The sequence below is a fragment of the Salipaludibacillus daqingensis genome (assembly GCF_029891575.1).
GTDB classification, from domain to species: Bacteria; Bacillota; Bacilli; order Bacillales; family Salisediminibacteriaceae; genus Salipaludibacillus; species Salipaludibacillus daqingensis.
Genome location: NZ_JARZHF010000010.1, coordinates 106,149 through 122,075, shown reverse-complemented (window position 1 = coordinate 122,075; position 15,927 = coordinate 106,149). Strand labels below are relative to the sequence as shown.

At 36.2% G+C, this 15,927-nt stretch carries 17 protein-coding genes; 3 read left to right on the top strand and 14 right to left on the bottom strand.

The annotated features are described in order from the left end of the window. The first annotated feature begins 46 nt into the window (after positions 1 to 46). On the top strand, positions 47 to 1,291 hold the full coding sequence (locus QDN89_RS18470; protein ID WP_280771646.1) for an erythromycin esterase family protein: 1,245 nt from the start codon (positions 47 to 49) through the stop codon (positions 1,289 to 1,291). Between the two features lie 143 nt (positions 1,292 to 1,434). Here the strand turns inward: QDN89_RS18470 and QDN89_RS18465 are convergent, their stop codons facing one another. From QDN89_RS18465 to QDN89_RS18430, 8 genes are all read right to left on the bottom strand, one after another. After that, a complete protein-coding gene (locus QDN89_RS18465; protein WP_280771645.1) occupies positions 1,435 to 1,665 on the bottom strand; it encodes a hypothetical protein in 231 nt (76 codons plus the stop codon). A gap of 967 nt (positions 1,666 to 2,632) precedes the next feature. Next, the gene (locus QDN89_RS18460) at positions 2,633 to 3,592 is read right to left on the bottom strand and encodes an alpha/beta fold hydrolase (RefSeq protein ID WP_280771644.1); all 960 of its coding nucleotides are present in this window, start codon (positions 3,590 to 3,592) and stop codon (positions 2,633 to 2,635) included. 54 nt (positions 3,593 to 3,646) lie between these two features. Beyond that, complete coding sequence (locus QDN89_RS18455) at positions 3,647 to 4,000, bottom strand: hypothetical protein (RefSeq protein WP_280771643.1); 354 nt, start codon at positions 3,998 to 4,000, stop codon at positions 3,647 to 3,649. A gap of 140 nt (positions 4,001 to 4,140) precedes the next feature. Continuing rightward, positions 4,141 to 4,314: a hypothetical protein gene (locus QDN89_RS18450; RefSeq protein WP_280771642.1), complete on the bottom strand. Its 174-nt coding sequence runs from the start codon at positions 4,312 to 4,314 to the stop codon at positions 4,141 to 4,143. Between the two features lie 172 nt (positions 4,315 to 4,486). Then, on the bottom strand, positions 4,487 to 4,717 hold the full coding sequence (locus tag QDN89_RS18445; RefSeq protein ID WP_280771641.1) for a hypothetical protein: 231 nt from the start codon (positions 4,715 to 4,717) through the stop codon (positions 4,487 to 4,489). 115 nt (positions 4,718 to 4,832) lie between these two features. Then, positions 4,833 to 5,144: an inner-membrane translocator gene (locus tag QDN89_RS18440; protein WP_280771640.1), complete on the bottom strand. Its 312-nt coding sequence runs from the start codon at positions 5,142 to 5,144 to the stop codon at positions 4,833 to 4,835. A 356-nt stretch (positions 5,145 to 5,500) separates the two neighbouring features. Continuing rightward, the gene (locus tag QDN89_RS18435) at positions 5,501 to 5,818 is read right to left on the bottom strand and encodes a hypothetical protein (RefSeq protein ID WP_425335423.1); all 318 of its coding nucleotides are present in this window, start codon (positions 5,816 to 5,818) and stop codon (positions 5,501 to 5,503) included. 145 nt (positions 5,819 to 5,963) lie between these two features. Further along, a complete protein-coding gene (locus QDN89_RS18430; RefSeq protein ID WP_280771639.1) occupies positions 5,964 to 6,386 on the bottom strand; it encodes a GNAT family N-acetyltransferase in 423 nt (140 codons plus the stop codon). A gap of 354 nt (positions 6,387 to 6,740) precedes the next feature. Between QDN89_RS18430 and QDN89_RS18425 the strand changes: the two genes are divergently transcribed. Further along, positions 6,741 to 7,235 carry a hypothetical protein gene (locus QDN89_RS18425; protein ID WP_280771638.1) on the top strand — a complete coding sequence of 165 codons (495 nt, stop codon included), beginning with the start codon at positions 6,741 to 6,743 and terminating at the stop codon, positions 7,233 to 7,235. Positions 7,236 to 7,446: 211 nt separating this feature from the next. Here the strand turns inward: QDN89_RS18425 and QDN89_RS18420 are convergent, their stop codons facing one another. Further along, a complete protein-coding gene (locus QDN89_RS18420) occupies positions 7,447 to 8,661 on the bottom strand; it encodes a PucR family transcriptional regulator (RefSeq protein ID WP_280771637.1) in 1,215 nt (404 codons plus the stop codon). 11 nt (positions 8,662 to 8,672) lie between these two features. Then, positions 8,673 to 10,715, bottom strand: coding sequence for a molybdopterin-dependent oxidoreductase (locus QDN89_RS18415; protein ID WP_280771636.1), 2,043 nt, complete (start codon positions 10,713 to 10,715; stop codon positions 8,673 to 8,675). Positions 10,716 to 10,813: 98 nt separating this feature from the next. On the opposite strand from QDN89_RS18415, the gene QDN89_RS18410 reads away from it, so the two are divergent. After that, positions 10,814 to 11,383 carry a 4Fe-4S dicluster domain-containing protein gene (locus tag QDN89_RS18410; RefSeq protein ID WP_280771635.1) on the top strand — a complete coding sequence of 190 codons (570 nt, stop codon included), beginning with the start codon at positions 10,814 to 10,816 and terminating at the stop codon, positions 11,381 to 11,383. Here QDN89_RS18410 and QDN89_RS18405 read toward each other — a convergent pair. The 4 genes from QDN89_RS18405 to QDN89_RS18390 are packed head-to-tail and all read right to left on the bottom strand — an operon-like array spanning position 11,374 to position 15,926. Then, positions 11,374 to 12,309 carry a 4Fe-4S binding protein gene (locus tag QDN89_RS18405; protein WP_280771634.1) on the bottom strand — a complete coding sequence of 312 codons (936 nt, stop codon included), beginning with the start codon at positions 12,307 to 12,309 and terminating at the stop codon, positions 11,374 to 11,376. The two genes, QDN89_RS18410 and QDN89_RS18405, sit on opposite strands and share 10 nt — an antisense overlap. Before the next feature lie 20 nt (positions 12,310 to 12,329). Then, complete coding sequence (locus tag QDN89_RS18400; protein WP_280771633.1) at positions 12,330 to 13,163, bottom strand: dimethyl sulfoxide reductase anchor subunit family protein; 834 nt, start codon at positions 13,161 to 13,163, stop codon at positions 12,330 to 12,332. Between the two features lie 17 nt (positions 13,164 to 13,180). Further along, positions 13,181 to 13,729 (bottom strand): 4Fe-4S dicluster domain-containing protein, encoded by a 549-nt coding sequence (locus tag QDN89_RS18395; RefSeq protein WP_280771632.1) that lies wholly within the window; start codon positions 13,727 to 13,729, stop codon positions 13,181 to 13,183. 13 nt (positions 13,730 to 13,742) lie between these two features. Next, positions 13,743 to 15,926, bottom strand: coding sequence for a molybdopterin-dependent oxidoreductase (locus QDN89_RS18390; RefSeq protein ID WP_280771631.1), 2,184 nt, complete (start codon positions 15,924 to 15,926; stop codon positions 13,743 to 13,745). Position 15,927: the final 1 nt, after the last annotated feature.

The window sequence follows — 15,927 nt, the reverse complement described above, 5'->3', positions numbered from 1 at the left end:
TATCCGTTACACTTTTCAATAAATTCACTTTGTAGGAGTGTGTATCATGAGAAAGTTAGTTCTATTCGCTTTCATCCTAATGGTTATGTTACCTTTTGTTTCTTGCAGCAACGAAGGAATTCATGAAATTAATAATAGTGGTGACAAATTTGATTTTGCATTTATTGATGGCTATATTGAGGATAAGCAAATTATTTTTTTAGGAGAATCTTCTCATGGAACGAAAGAATTTACAGAGATGAAAGCAGAACTGACGAAATACTTACATAAGAACCATGATTTTTCGATCCTAGCGATGGAAAGTGGGAAAGTTGAAATTGATTATATTAATAAGAATTGGAATGATTTTACAAATGAGTTTATGTTAGAAGCCATGATATTAGAAGCCTGGCATACGGAAGCAATGTTATCATTGATCCAATACATTGATCTAAACGAAGATATTCGATTTGAGGGGTTAGATATTATACCTGTCATCAACAATAGTAGAATAAGAGATTATCACTTACAACAGTATTTAAAATCAGAAATAGCTAAAGTAGATAAATCACTAGCTGATACTTTCTTATCCCATGAGGCATCATCACTTTCATACTTAACATCTTTTATTTATAACTACGATGAAATCATTGAGGAAGATTCGGTGAAAACAATCATTTCCGATTATGAGGATATACTAGAAAAAATGACATTGATGGATTCGACCCTTTTTCCTATCAGTGAATATCTCAACAATAGAATAACAATACTTGAATCCTATTATTCGAAAAATTTTACTGATGATTACGAGTTTGAGACGACAACACAAGAAAACCTTTCACGAAGAGATATAGCAATGTACGACCACTTAAAACAAATCATTCATAAGAACCCAGAAGAGAAGATTATAGTCTGGGCTCATAATGGTCATATTCAGAAAAACTTTAACAAAGTAGAACAAGGTGATGATCTAAAAACTTTATATAGCCCACCACCATTCATTTTAGGATCACTAGTCGAGGAAAAATTACATTATCCGTCTTATCATTTAGGATTTTATTTCAATGAAGGATCGGTAAGATTTTTAAATGGACCAGTCCATGATATTGAACCAAAAACTGATGATACCGAATTAGAATATATATTGAGTGAATACGGGGCGCAACATCTTTTTGTAGATTTTGAAACATCAAAAGAAGACTGGGTGACGAATGAAGTATATGCTCACGATAGTGGGTTATTTGATTATAAGCTCATTCCAAAAGAACAGTATGATGGATTGATTTTTTTAGAAAACGTAACGGCACAATAATTTCCCCCCTTTCAAAGCTTTACTTTAAACGGTTTGAATTTACCAGTATATTTTGACGATTAGTACCATGTTTTTACTTTCTAAACGATACCTGGCAAATCTAACTCTTCAATAGAACTTCAGCAGGACAATGGCTTTTTGCACTAATCTAACCTATTCGTTCTAACACACAACTTCTCTCTTTCTGGATTTTCATTCACAAGTTGTAAATTACTTATAGAGAGAAACAGTGTTATGGTTAATAAGAAAGGGAAAATAGACTCTCTGCCAGTAAAGCCTGCCCAGATGACAAAGCTCGTTGAGATAATTGTTAAGACTAATAATAATACTTTAAAATATGATTTCACCTTTTTATATTGCAAAGCATCTTCCATGTATTACCACTCCTTCTTCATTCAACCTACAAATCTAAGTTCTATTTTATCAAGTATTCTCCCCTTCGCACCATAATAGTTGTTGCTATCCTATTTTGTTGAACAAGAATATAACTTAAATTTTGCAATTATAAATAACTATTCCGTTTGTTCAAGGTATAAGCTAGCCTGTTCGCTATGACCGATATAAAGAAAGAGACTACTATTGAAAAAAATATTGCGACAGCTAAGTTTAGAAAACTAAAATATGAAAATAACAAAAGATAAATAAGTGGAATACCAAACCACCTTGACTTTACTACTCCTTTCCAACTTATAAATTCAGTGCTATTCTTTTGTACCTTTGAAAATATAAGAGGAGAAAAAATAATAAACAATAGTATCAAAGAAAAAATTACCTCAAACCAATTCGACTGCTCCATATATTAGCTCCTTTCAGTAAGTCGCATTTATACATATTTGTTATTAAGGGAATGCCCCTTTAGTTTAACATCAATTTCCAAATAACTGTTTAATTAAAGGGATATATATCCAATTTTTTAAGGGAAACTATTTCACCAATACGACAACCTATTGAATACATGAACTCAAATAGTACGTTTTCAAAAGAACAGTTACAACTGTTTTTGATAAGTTCATTTTAACTCACTACACCTAATTTCTTACATATTCTCATTTTCATTAAAGTATCAGATTATTAGATTGAACTGTATAGTATGTAGCTTTATTATTTGCAGCGATTAATCCTCTAACACTACCAAGTTTGCGATATATCACTCATCCCTCCTTTATGGCTTTTCTACTATCCTGTGATAAATGTAGAAAGTGCAAACGAATAAAATCTTCGAACAAAATAAATCATATCAAATGATATGATGTGCAGGGAATTTACTTTGTTTAAGAAAAGTCTTTATCCGTTATTCAAGTATTGCTTTCCCGTAAATTTAAGTAATGATTTCACAATTAATCATTCCCCTAAAACCTCTGTTTTTAAAATCTTTATAAATGTCTCTTTTTCTTCTAAAAAAGGGGAATGTGCACAGTTATCAAAAGTAAATAATTTTTTCGAAGGGGCTTCTATTTTTTCATAAAACCGCTTTGCTTCTTTGTAGCTCGTTTGATAGTCGTACATACCATGTATGATAAAGACAGGCACTTCAAACCTTGGTGCTAATAAGACAGTATCTGATTTTGCCATTGTTTCACATAGAGCATCGTAACTAGCATATATTCCCTTTGGTATATTAAACCGTTCTTTCCAAGTATACCGGTTGCAAGCGAACAAATCTTTGATCCCTTGCCAATTCGAATATCCTGTTTTCTTCGTACCTCCACCGAATTTATTCAAATATCGACTACATATTCTACGATATCCTTTATTTTTGGAAAAATCTTTATCGAACGTAACAGAACGGATATCTTTTTCTGCTTTTTTATCCCGTCTATTTATCGCTGTTTCCAATAAGAATTCATAAGTATCCTTGTTTGATTCAAAGTGTCTTCCCATTTGCCCTAGACCTATGTAGGCATGGTAATTCTGTGGATAACGATGTACAATAATACTCCCTAAGAGCGTTCCCCAGGAGTGTCCACAAAGGTAAATTTTTTCTTTATTAAACTTTTCCTTTAAATATTCTGTTATTATCAATGCGTCAGCAATCAATTTTTCAGAGGTAATCTCTCCTTGCGTTGATGCGTTATAAGACATCCCCGTACCTCTTTGTTCCCAATAACAAACTGTAAAATGTTCCTCCCATTTGAGTCCAGATTGTTTGATGATAGGATATTGCGGGAAGCCAGGCCCTCCATGCAAAAACAAGAGAATCGGATTGGCAAAATCGACTGTTTCAATAAATAATCCATTTTGATGACCATCAATTTCTATAAACTCTTTCGAGAAGTGAATGTTTCTTTCCTCGACACTCAAATAAACCCCTCCTTTAGCTTCATGAAGTATTGATGCCGTTTTTTATAACAAAATTTATTGTAATCCATTAATCACTCGTATAATTTCTCCATCATGATGACTTATAAAGTAGATAGAAGCCGGTGCTTGTTGACTATTAGGGTTATCTTCTGTATCGATATGTACTTTCCAAGACCTTACATCTTCATTTCTTTCAACGGAGAATTCATTGACTACAGTTGATTCGTTGTTCCATTTTTCCCACAGCGTAGGAGAGAGAAATCCATCTAATTCAGCTTGTTCTAATGCAATACTCTCCGCTTCTTCTTTAGAAATACCACTATTTCCCTTAATGTGCCAATACCAACCTGTGCCAATTATGAGTAATGAAACACATATAACAATCAATAAATAGTGCTTTTTTTTCATTTCTACCTCCCATAAACTGCAAAAATAAAATTCTTTCCTTTTCCATTTTGTTATTAAAGAAACCGGAAACCTACTCGTTAATGACCCAAAATACAATTTGGTTTTCACCGTTGACTCCACTTATTTGACGACTTCCTGCTTCATTTTTTTAGTTCCTTGATAATTTCTTGATTTCTTTCCATTACTTCCTTTATCTCTTCATTACTCTGTTTTATTAACTTTTGCGTTTCTTCATGTCTTGAATCTAATTTTGAGTAACCCAATAACCCTAATCCAAAAACTATTAGAAACCCTACGATAAAATAGACCAACATAATTATATAAACCTCCCATGTAGTTGAACATTTGCGCGTTAGCTTGCTGGGCTACCTTGAAGATTGATATTCATTAGAGCCAAATTAAAACAATCACAAATAACTAGTTATTTTATTCCAATCCATCGTTGATTAGTGCTACTCCGTCTTGAAGTATATTTGAAACGAACAATTATCCAAAGTGGTTATGAAACGACCAAACAATAAGAATGATACTCACTATTCCCCAAGCTATGGTACTCACGATCCACCAAACTATGGATTTCGTTTTTCTTGAACTTTCTTCGCTATCCATATTTGCTATTATAAAAGCTAGCTTACTTTCCATACTTCTTTTCATAGAAAAGAGAATGAGAAATCCAATTATGATGAGTCCAAGAGTTATCCAAAGAAATAAGTCCACCTTTTATACCTCCCTGCTCGTTCAGAAAAAATGAGAGTCCTTATTAATGGAACATCGCGATTAGTGACACAAGCGCAGTGAAAGAAAGGTTGCCCATTATTTTAAATATTAACTGTCAATTTTCTTTTGTAATGAATGTAACAATCATCCACCTTATCATTCCAATCACCAGAATGAGCCCCCCATTAGCTAATGTGAAGATCCCTAAGAATGCCCCACCGTAACCAGCACCTTCTCCAGTACCTCCAGAACTCCAATCATAAAAATAAAGATACGAAGCTCCAGTTAAATAACCAAAAACAGGAGCAAGGATCATCATTATGATGCCTGATACCATAAGATTTAATTTCCCTTTTCCAAATAAAATAAAGATAACAATGTTAAGTGAAATGAGGACTAACATAAATAAAATGAAAATAATATCCATACAAACTCTCCCTTTTTAAGTATATTTTTTTCAGTTACTCTGTATATCCTCTTCCAATATTTTAACATAAATATCCAAATTTCTATCTATCGCATAGAAATTCGCATATTAAAACACAAAGAAATCACATGAGTGGAAATAAGTATTTCCACTCATGTGATTAGGGAAAAACCAAGGGCACGTCTCCTCCGGTTGAACTCCAGTTAAATCATGCCGTCCCATCTAGTAACCAGACAAATACAATCAAACCTTGTTATCTCAGCATTTCCACTCAAGTGAAACAACTAGATTTTGCTGATACACAAATGATCACGAGCTTCCTTCTTAAATTGCACCCGTTTGAGAAGGATAGCTATTTATGAATAACTATCCTCTTGCTTGCTATATATTTCATAAGCAAAATATCCGCATAATAATCCTATACCGGGTCCGAAACTGAATGCATATAGTAAAGATATAGGGAAAAATATACTAAAAATAATACTCATAACACAACCGAAGAGCATTCCTAGTGGTATTAAACTATCTAATATACTTTGAGCAGTTTTCGTTTTTTTCTTACCGACAGTACCTTGATTATATTTATGTTTCATCCTTATAATTACAAATAATGCAATTCCCCCAACTATTGCAATAGGTAGTACAATACGCACAATTTCTATGACTGACTCCATGCTAGAATCTCCTTTCTTTCTAATTAGATTATTCACAGTGCCTAGTAAATTTCAATGATTTCCTCTTATTAGACTGATTCCTTTAACAACAGTAGGAATACCATTTACGACATTTTTCGCATGAATGCTTCCGTTTGTTGAAAAACTAAGATTTAAGTTTGAAATATATAAGTTCTGAATCTCCTTCATCTAAGTTGTCAACGATACCACTCTCGATAAATCCATTCCTATCAAATACTTTTTGCATACTAATGTTCGTACGATTAGTAGAAGAAAATACCTTTTCAGTTGGTGCTATGCTCATTAAATCGTTCATCAATAATGTTGCATATCCTTTTCGTCTCTTTGAAGGTGACACAATAATGAGAGAAATAAATGTACAACCAAAAAAATTAGTGTCGTATGTTAAAAAGCCCGCAATAATATCATCTTCTTTAACCACTAAACATTGTTCAAGTTTTATGGATATCGCAATATAATCTCGTCTACTTTTGTTACCAATAACCTTATAGTCAATGTCTACTATTTCGTCTAATTCTTTTATGTATGCCTTTACAACATTAGTCATCTTATTTCCCCCTGCATTTTGTCATTTATAGTTATAGATTCATCTACATCTTATACTTTATTATTAAGGATAAAACGCCTTTAACACATGCTATCAATGACTATTATACTATGAATCATGGGGAATGGATGGGGAATGGGTGGGGAATGGGGACGGTTCTCGTTCGGCAATCAATGAGAATGCATCTGAGTAAAAGCGGTTCCTAATCATAATCGGAATGAGAAAAAAATAAGGGACGGTTTGCAGATTACTTATCAGTCTTTGCCTCCTAAGGGATAGTCTTTTTATTCCTTTTAGAGCATACAATTTACTTTAAAAGCTCTTTCCAACCTTTTCGAAACGGAGTGGATATGGATGGTTGATTTTGGTCTTTTTAGAGGGATTGTTACAAGCATTAATGAGTTTTTTACAGGGGTAAATGCTGAGGACGAAGGCTGTTTTAAATTAATTACGGTCGAGGACGGTTCGGGAGGAGTAGTCCATTTCGTGGTGGCTCCTAACACGTATTTTGTGGACCAGGCCGTGGTTGAAATCGGAGACAGGATCACAGGCTATTATGACAGAAACGCACCTGTGCCTTTCATTTACCCACCGCAGTACCGGGCACTAGTGATGGTTAAGGAAATCCCTGCCCAAAACGTTAAAGTAGACTTTTTTAACTCACAGCTTTTAAGCAGCGACGGCATGCTGCAGCTTAATCTAACACCTTACACACTAATCATGCTGACCAACGGACAACCTTTTACCGGAAATCCGACAAACCGAAATCTCATTGTCATTTACGGCCCGTCTACTCGAAGCATCCCCGCTCAAACCGCCCCTTACAGAATAATTGTCTGGTGTTCCTAGTAATTTTGGTAGTTTATCAGAGTGGGGAATGGGGACGGTTCTCGTTCGGCAATAACTGAGTGGTGAATAAGAACCGTCCCCGTTCGGCAAATGCTTATGTGGCAGGTGTTAGAATCTCCGTATCTCCACGTTTTGTCTCAATAAGACCAATTTGATCCATTTCTTACTGGACGAACTATGTTTACTAGAACCACTTAAGCCTCGCCTCAAGTCATCGACTGTCACGGATGATAAATGCCGTCATTAAATTCGTTATATCTTCGTAATTGTCGAGGTTGACTCCAAGAACAGTCTCGATTTTTTTGATTCTATGTCTAAGTGTATTAGGATGAATGAACATTTTGTCAGCACAAAACTTTATATTTCCACTTTGCACCAGGAACAAGCGAAGTGTTTCTGTTAACTGTTCTTCTGATCGTAAATCATATTCTTCCAATAATTGAAGATGTTCTTTCTGAAAATCAATTAACAACTCTTGCCGAATATTCGCTAAAAGCTTCATAATACCTAACTCGTCAAAATGTGTAACTTGTATCCTATCTTTTGAATTCACGGATAACTTAAGGGCCATCTTCGCTTCCTGAAAGGCCCGACATAAATCCATCGCTGAAAGGTATAGGTGTCCTATTCCTATTCCGATCCTAATTTCATTACCTTCTATATCCTTGGAGATATTCTTAATAATTTTTTGGGCTATCTCTTTTGAACGTGTTTTATGAACCGACTCAAATTTTTCTTGATAAAGGATGACAAACTCACTATTAAATTCAGTAACGATGAACTCTAGCCCTTCTAAATGAAGAATTCGATGAATTTGTTGTTCTACCATCGTTGTTTGTCCACGATCATCATCTATTTCCATAACCATAAGCTGATAAGTTTGTGAAAAGTCCCACCCCCATCGCTTTGCTTGCTCGTTCATCATTAAGTAGGAATCAAAATGATTGTGTAACAAGTCAAATACAAAACTCTTTTGGTAGGATTGGTCTGTTTCTCTCATTCTTTTTTCACTAACTACCCAGGGTATTAATAATGAGGAGATATCATCTATAAACCGTTTTTCATCCGTTGATAAACTTTGCGTATCACTTTTTAAGAATAAATAGCCGATATGTTTCTTTTCGTAGCTTAATTGTTTTAAATAAATGATTTCTTCTCCGATACGAATAGAATATATTTCTTCTGAACGGCGCACTTTTTCTAATAAGGTTCCTTTGTAATTTATTCGTTGAATGTCTTTTTCAAATGCAATAACCTCATTTTCCCCCTTTTTAAACAACGGTTCCAGCTTGTCCGTCGTAAGAGTTATCTCAAGTTGACACGTCTCATTAACCGCTGCAAGATAAGAGGAGAGACCCCATTCATTGATTTGAGATATGGACACTCGAGGAAAATGTTCAAAAAAAGTATCCTTAAAATTATTCAATCATAGCCCTCCTATACCTTGGTAAAATTGACAAAGACATCGTTAAAAGCAATTCCTTTTGCTCCTGTAGATTCACTACCCATATCTGTTTCAAATCCCGGTATTAGCTGATTCACTCTGCCTCTTTGGTGAGATGTGCTCCCTTGACTAATAACGATAATATCATCAGGGAGATCCGAATTTGTATTCATTCTACAATGGATTTGTCCATTGCTGTTGTAAACATTGACAATCATGCCCTCTTCTAAGTTTTTGGCTTTAGCAACTTTTGAAGAGATATACACAATGACCTCCTCCTTGTCAGTTTCCATGTATGCTTCATTATAAAGTTGTGAATTCAACGAATAAAGGGTATGTGGTGTCAGTAACCAAAATGGATAATAATCAGAAGGTAGTAGCCCTTTTTCATATGTTGCCATCGGTGGATGACCATTTAGCATGGCTCGTTCAGAATAGAATTCAAACTTTCCAGAAGGGGTTTCAAAAGTGCTGCTCTTCCAAGAAGTTGGATCAATGTCTGCTCTCTTCGGTTGATCCATTAGTTCTTTCCAATTATTAATATCGAGCAAACGATAAAGGTCTTCATTAAACTCCATATCGATGTATGATTCGATTGAGATATCTTCAGGGAATTGACTAAATCCAGGCTTGCGTTTGTTTAAATTTGCAGAGAGCATTTTGGCAATCGTGAAATCACTCTTACTTTCGTAAAAAGGATCGATGGCTTTCTCATTGAATCCAACTATATGATGCCAGTAACTTGCAACAATGTCTTCTTCTTCAAAAAAGGTTGTCGTTGGTAATACAATATCCGCAAAGTTTGCCGTTTCAGTTAATAGAGTATCTACTACAACAATCGTATCAATCTGTTCCAATGCTTCTATAATCTTTTCTGTATTGGCGTCTTGAGCTAAAAAATTCCTTGCTGCGACCCAGAGCATTTTCACTGGTGGATTGTTGAGTTTCATCACACCCTCAGCAAAGTGACTGACTGGAATAGAACGATAATCTTTAGCATCATTTTTATAAACATTAAATGCCCAAGTAGCTTGATGAGCAAAGTGAGACCCCGCTCCTTTTTTCCCTATATTTCCAGTCAATGCCATCAGTGCATTTATCGCACGGATGTTTTGGCCACCGTTTGTATGTCTTTGTAATCCAAATCCTTGCCAAACAAAGGCAGGTTCTTGCTGAGATAATAAATCAGCCAATTCATTAAGCACATCAAGAGACACATCGCACTCATCTACCAAATGAGTAAGCGATACTGTTGATAAATAGTCTTCGTAGTTTTCGAAGCCGATGGTATCTTTATTAATAAAATTTTTATCGTGAAGACCTTTCTCGACTAAAATTTTAGCAACTGCTATTGCTAATGCACCATCTGCACCCGGTCGAATTTGAATATAGATATCTGCCTTTTCAGCCGTTTTAGTAAAGATAGGATCGATGACAACGATAACGGCTCCTTTATCACGAGCATGAAGGATATAAGGAAGAGTATGTGGTGCGGTCCAAGCTGGGTTAACGCCCCACAGAATGATTACTTTTGCATGCATCATTTCAGATGGGTCTGATGTATAGTAATTTCCATAATCATAAAGATGAGCATCCAGCCCCGCTGACCAACAAGGCGATCCAATTACTCTTGTTGTTTTTCCTAAACCGTCAAAAAAGCGTTCAACACTATTGTGAACGATACCAAAATTACCTGAGTATTTATTCAAACATAGAGATTCATTATTCCCAAAATTTTCATAGAGTGAGAGTATTTTATCTGAAAGGAAATCCATCGCTTCATTCCAAGAAATTCGCTTCCATTCCCCACTTCCTCTCCCGACTTGCCGCATCGGATAACGTAACCGTTCATGGTGGTTTACTTGTTGGACATATCCATATGCTTTAGGGCATAGTTTTCCTTGTGTCATACCATGATCTGGGTCTCCCTCTACTTTCACTAGACTACCATTAATCGTATAAGCAATTATTCCACAAGAACCATAGCAATTCCTAGGACAAATATGCTTTGAGACTTGAAACGACAGGTTGTTCACAAAATAGACCCCCTGTTCAGAATATTGTAATACTTTATACCTTGATTATATTATATACTAAAGCCGATAAGTTAACTTCTTTTAGGGAGGAATATTTTATGGCTTTACAATTAGGGTTCAAAGTCATCATAGATCGATGTACCTCATGCCGTGGTTGTGAGCTCGCCTGTATAAATGAAAACCAATTAGGTCAAGTAAAAAGACGCACAATTAAGCCCTTTGAAACAAAACGAAAGGACTTGCCAATTGTTCAATTTTCGATTGGTTGTAACCATTGTAAAAACCCTGCTTGTATCGCCGTATGTCCGATGCATTGCTTCAAAAAAAGACGAGATGGTGTTGTCATTCATGACCCTACCAATTGTATTGGCTGTCAAAGTTGTGTTGGGGCTTGTCCATTTCAAGCCCCTTCTATGAATGAACATACGAGAAAAGTAGACAAATGCAATTTATGTGCACCACGCTTAGACAGAGGTCAAAAACCGGCCTGTGTATCAGCATGTATAAACAGTGCTCTTCAACTTGTTAATTTATCAGAACAAGATTCCCTTTGCGATTCAACAACAAGCGTAAATAATATAAAAATGATGCAATACACAAAACCATCTCTTGTAATTGAATTACCGAAATATAAAACGAGATCCTATCTAAGATCAAGTCAAACGTGAATATCATCTTTCTCTTTTGACGTTTCTTTAACCTCCATAGTCATGGCGTTGAAATAACAAATGTCAACACATAAGCCACAAGTTGAGCATTTATCATGGTCTATTTTAACAATCGATTTTCCTTTCTCATCAGTGACAGTTCTTAATGCACTCTCCGGACAGAGAGTGGAACATGCTTTGCAACCTAAACAGTCTTCTTCGCTGACTGTTATTTCTTTTCGATTTCTAGGAACTACTTGTATCGGCAGCTCAACAACTTCTTTCTTCCATGTTTTTTTGATAGTTCTGCTTGATTCGCGATTTCCTCTGTCTTTCTTCCCCCATTTTTTTACACTTTCCTCTTGAAAATATGAAAAAACACCTCTAAGAAAGTCTCTTTTATTCCTATCGAACCGTTCTCCATAAATAATGCCTCTCACATCTTTTTCTTCATACAATCTTATATTAGCTACTTGCTGAGGTAGATTACAGCTTTGAAAACACCCTTCACATGCCCCGTCTTGTAAATATACGTACCCTTTATTCATATTCAACATGAATGTCCAAATATCATCGAGTAAATAATCAAAACAAGGAATCTGAACGACAGATACTTCTGGAATCGTTAGCGGTGATCCTGCGCAGCTTACAATTATCGGATCATTACAGCTGTTGGCTTCTTTCAGCTTTTTATAAAGGGATTCATAGGTAGGATATTTCCAAATAAATGCATCTGTCGGACATACTTTTGCGCATATGCCACAAGAAACACAGTCTGATACTGCGACTCTCCCACCTTGAATATGAATACCATTTGTTGGACAAGCATCGATGCATGCAGAGCATTGACTTTTTTGTGAGATCGAATGCAAACAACGAGAGTCATAAATAGCAAGATTTTCAAAAGACTCTGCCGCTTTTTCTAGCATCTTTAATATATTAACCATTTATAACTCCCCCTTTGCTGTTAATCGACCTGATTAATATCTAGTTCTACGATTGTATTATAGAAGATCTCTCTCCCAATGATTTCACCTGCAAAAGCGATAGTAAATACGATTGCTAACAGCATGAATGCTGGTTTCCTCTTTACTTTAAAAAAGAAAAATGGAAGTAGAACAACTGCTGGAATAATCCAACTGAATACCCCTCTATAAACAAACATTGGATGAGACATAATATTATTTGCAGTAGTTTCGAGTGTTCCCGTTCCAGATAAAAGCACCGTAATATAGAAGAAAGAACTCATCGCGTATACAAGTGCCATTAGAGGCGCTACCTTCCAAATGTTCATACTTTCCTTATCAAAGAAGTATAGTACAACACTAACGTATAGAGGTCCAAGTAAAACACCAGTCATCACAAAGAAAAAGATTGGTGAGAAGTTATTCCAGGCTGGCATCGCTGGTAAAACATAGATCATAGCCGATCCCATGACCGCAATTAATCCGAACAATGATGATACTCCCCCAACAATTTTACGCTTGTTTTCATACTTTTTTGACCAAGTAAAGATATACCCTATCATTGTAAGAAGCATTAGCGAGAATAACCATATTTCCCGTGTAAGCCAAGACGTTTGTACGTTCACTAAAGCTCTGAATGCTTCTAAAGGCTGACCTAAGTGAAATACAGATGACAGAATCGCCACTAACGCTATGACAAAAATAGAAATGGATAAGCCCTTCCCTATCTTATTACTTGTTACTCCACCTTTTAAGTCAATAATCCACAATGTAACCATCGCTCCAACTGCGATTTGAGAAAACACTGTAAAAATAACTAACGGAAGTTCATGCATATCGTTCACCTCTTTTTTTATAGTTTTCTTACAATCGAAGGTTTAATGAATCGTGTCGTCGATTTGGTAATTTCCGGGTCTGGAAAACCAGGTAATGACTTTGCAAATTCATCTCCTAGCGAAGTTGTATCTATATGATAAATAGCTTGGGTCGGACAGCTACTCACACAAGCTGGAGACTGACCGTTGTCTAGTCGCTCGTAACATAAATGACATTTACCAACCTTTTTCTTCTCTTTATCAAACTGGGGAACATTGTAGGGACACGCGTAGACACACATTCCACAACCTATGCATCTTTCTTCATGATGAATAACAATCCCATCTTCCCGTTTTTCGTAAGCATTTGTAGGACAAGCCTCTTTACAAGCTGGTATATCACAGTGGTTACACGCTAGCGACATTGTAATTCTTGTTGGTTGTCCATAAGTGTCCTCTTTAATATCGTAAACGGTTCGCCATGTAATATCAGGATTAAGTTGGTTATAATTCTTACAAGCCATGGAGCAAGAGTGACAACCTATACAGCGATTACTATCTACAACAAATCCCATCTTCCTTCCCATTGAAATCTCCTCCTTATACCTTCTCTAAATTAACGAAATTATCATGAAATGCAATTCCTGGCATTCCTGTGGCTTTTTCTCCCATATCCGCTGGAATTGCCTTAACGGTATAATTCACGTTGTAATTAAGATTTTTATACCAGGTTTCGTAAATAACAACTTCCTCAACTTGGACTGTTCTAGTTAGTTTTGCTGGAACGGTTACATAACCAATTTCGTTGTAAACTTTGACCAGGTCATCGGCTTTAATATGATGTCTTGCAGCTAATTCAGGGTGTATCTCTACATAAGGTTTATCATTAATTGCTTCCATCCAATCCAGATCCTGAAACTGGCTATGAATACTTAGTTTCCAATGGGGCGTAATACAGCGATAAGGGTGATCTTCGGTTGATTTCATTTCTTCGACGTAAACCGGAAGAGGATGGTGACCGAATTGTTCAGCTTCTTCTGAATAAAATTCATATTTCTCTGAAGGAGTTCGGAATTTCCCATCTTTCCATGCCACTTCCATGTTTTTCATTTTCACCGGACCATCTTTAATCTCTTCCCAAGTATTCATTCCGAATTGCTCAAGGATCGTTTCATTAAATTCTTTTCCTACCCATTCATTTAAATCGCCTGAAGTTGGGTACGTACATGAGCCAGGCTCTAATTCATTCATTTTTTCAGATAATCCCATCGCAATTTCAACATCACTTTTTGACTCATGAAGCGGCTTAATCGCCTGCTCATTAAGAGTCATCCAATAATGCCAGTAACTCACATTCACTCCAGGAGTTTCAAACGGCGTTGTGACAGGCAAGACAATATCAGACAATTCAACGGTTTTATTCATGAAGAGGTCAGCTGTAACGACAAAATCCATTGCATGGAATGCTTTTTTGATAAGCGTTGTTTCAGGATCTTGCTGAACCGGATTTCTACCGGCAATCCACATCATTTTAATAGGTGGATCTTCAGCTGCGAGAACATCAGCCGCGAAGTTATTCATATTTACTGGTCGGTTTGCTTCCCCTTCTGAACCTTCAGGTGGAGGGTGAATCATTGCATGGTAGTTAAATCCCCATGAATCCAATTGAGCGTAATTTGCCCCACCACCTTCTAAGCCGACGTTTCCTGTAATTGCAGCTAATGCGTCAATTGCTCTTACATTCTGTCCACCATTCGTATGGCGTTGCATCCCATAACCAATCCAGATGTTTGCTGGTTTTGTTGTCGCATATTCACGAGCTAGATTTTCAATCACATCTACGCTAACTCCTGTTTTTTCTGCTGCCCATTCCAACGTGATATTGTTATCGAGATATCCAAAAAACTCTCTGTAACCTTTCGAATTTTTCTCTAGCCATTGTTGATCAAAAAGACCATTGTCAAGGATATACTTTGCCATCCCAAGTGCTAGTGCACCATCCGTACTTGATTTAATTTGGATGAAATCATGGGCCTTTCCAGCTGTGTTGGTTAAAATAGGATCAATGACAACAACTTTAGCACCATTGGCTTTGGCTGCCTCAATGAAGTTCATGGAATGAACCGCCGTCCATGCTGGGTTGACTCCCCACAAAATAATGTACTTCGATTTCTGCATTTTTTCTGGATCACTGTTCAGAATGGTTCCAAAATCAAACGTCTGGGCATCAATACCTGCTGGCCAACATGGTGTTCCTGTTGCTCTTGTTGTATAGCCAATACTTGACATCGTTCCTTCTATTCCATAGTGCATAATCTCAAAATTGCCGGAGTATTTATTAAGACAAATCGGAAGAGTACTCCCATATTCTTTTTTAATTTTCAAAATATTTTCCGCGATTTCTGTATATGCTTCATCCCAACTGATTCTTTCCCAATTGCCACTCCCACGACCTTTTTGTCTCATTGGATATTTAATTCGATCTGGAGAATATACTGTCCGTGGATAGACATTTCCTTTGACACAAATAGTCCCGTTTGTATATGTGTTCTGTGGATTTCCTTCGACAAATTGAATGACCCCATCCTCAACTGTTGTAAGCATTGAACAAGTATCGTAACAGTTTCTCGGACAAGCATTTTGAAAAACCTTTTTGGTCGTCTGGTCACTTCCATCAACTTTCATTAAACCTTGAAACGGAAATTCTGTTTGCGTAGCTCCTAAACCAACTAGCGCTCCTGTAGCTGCTGCCCCTTTAAGAAACGTTCTTCTTTTCAATTTCATG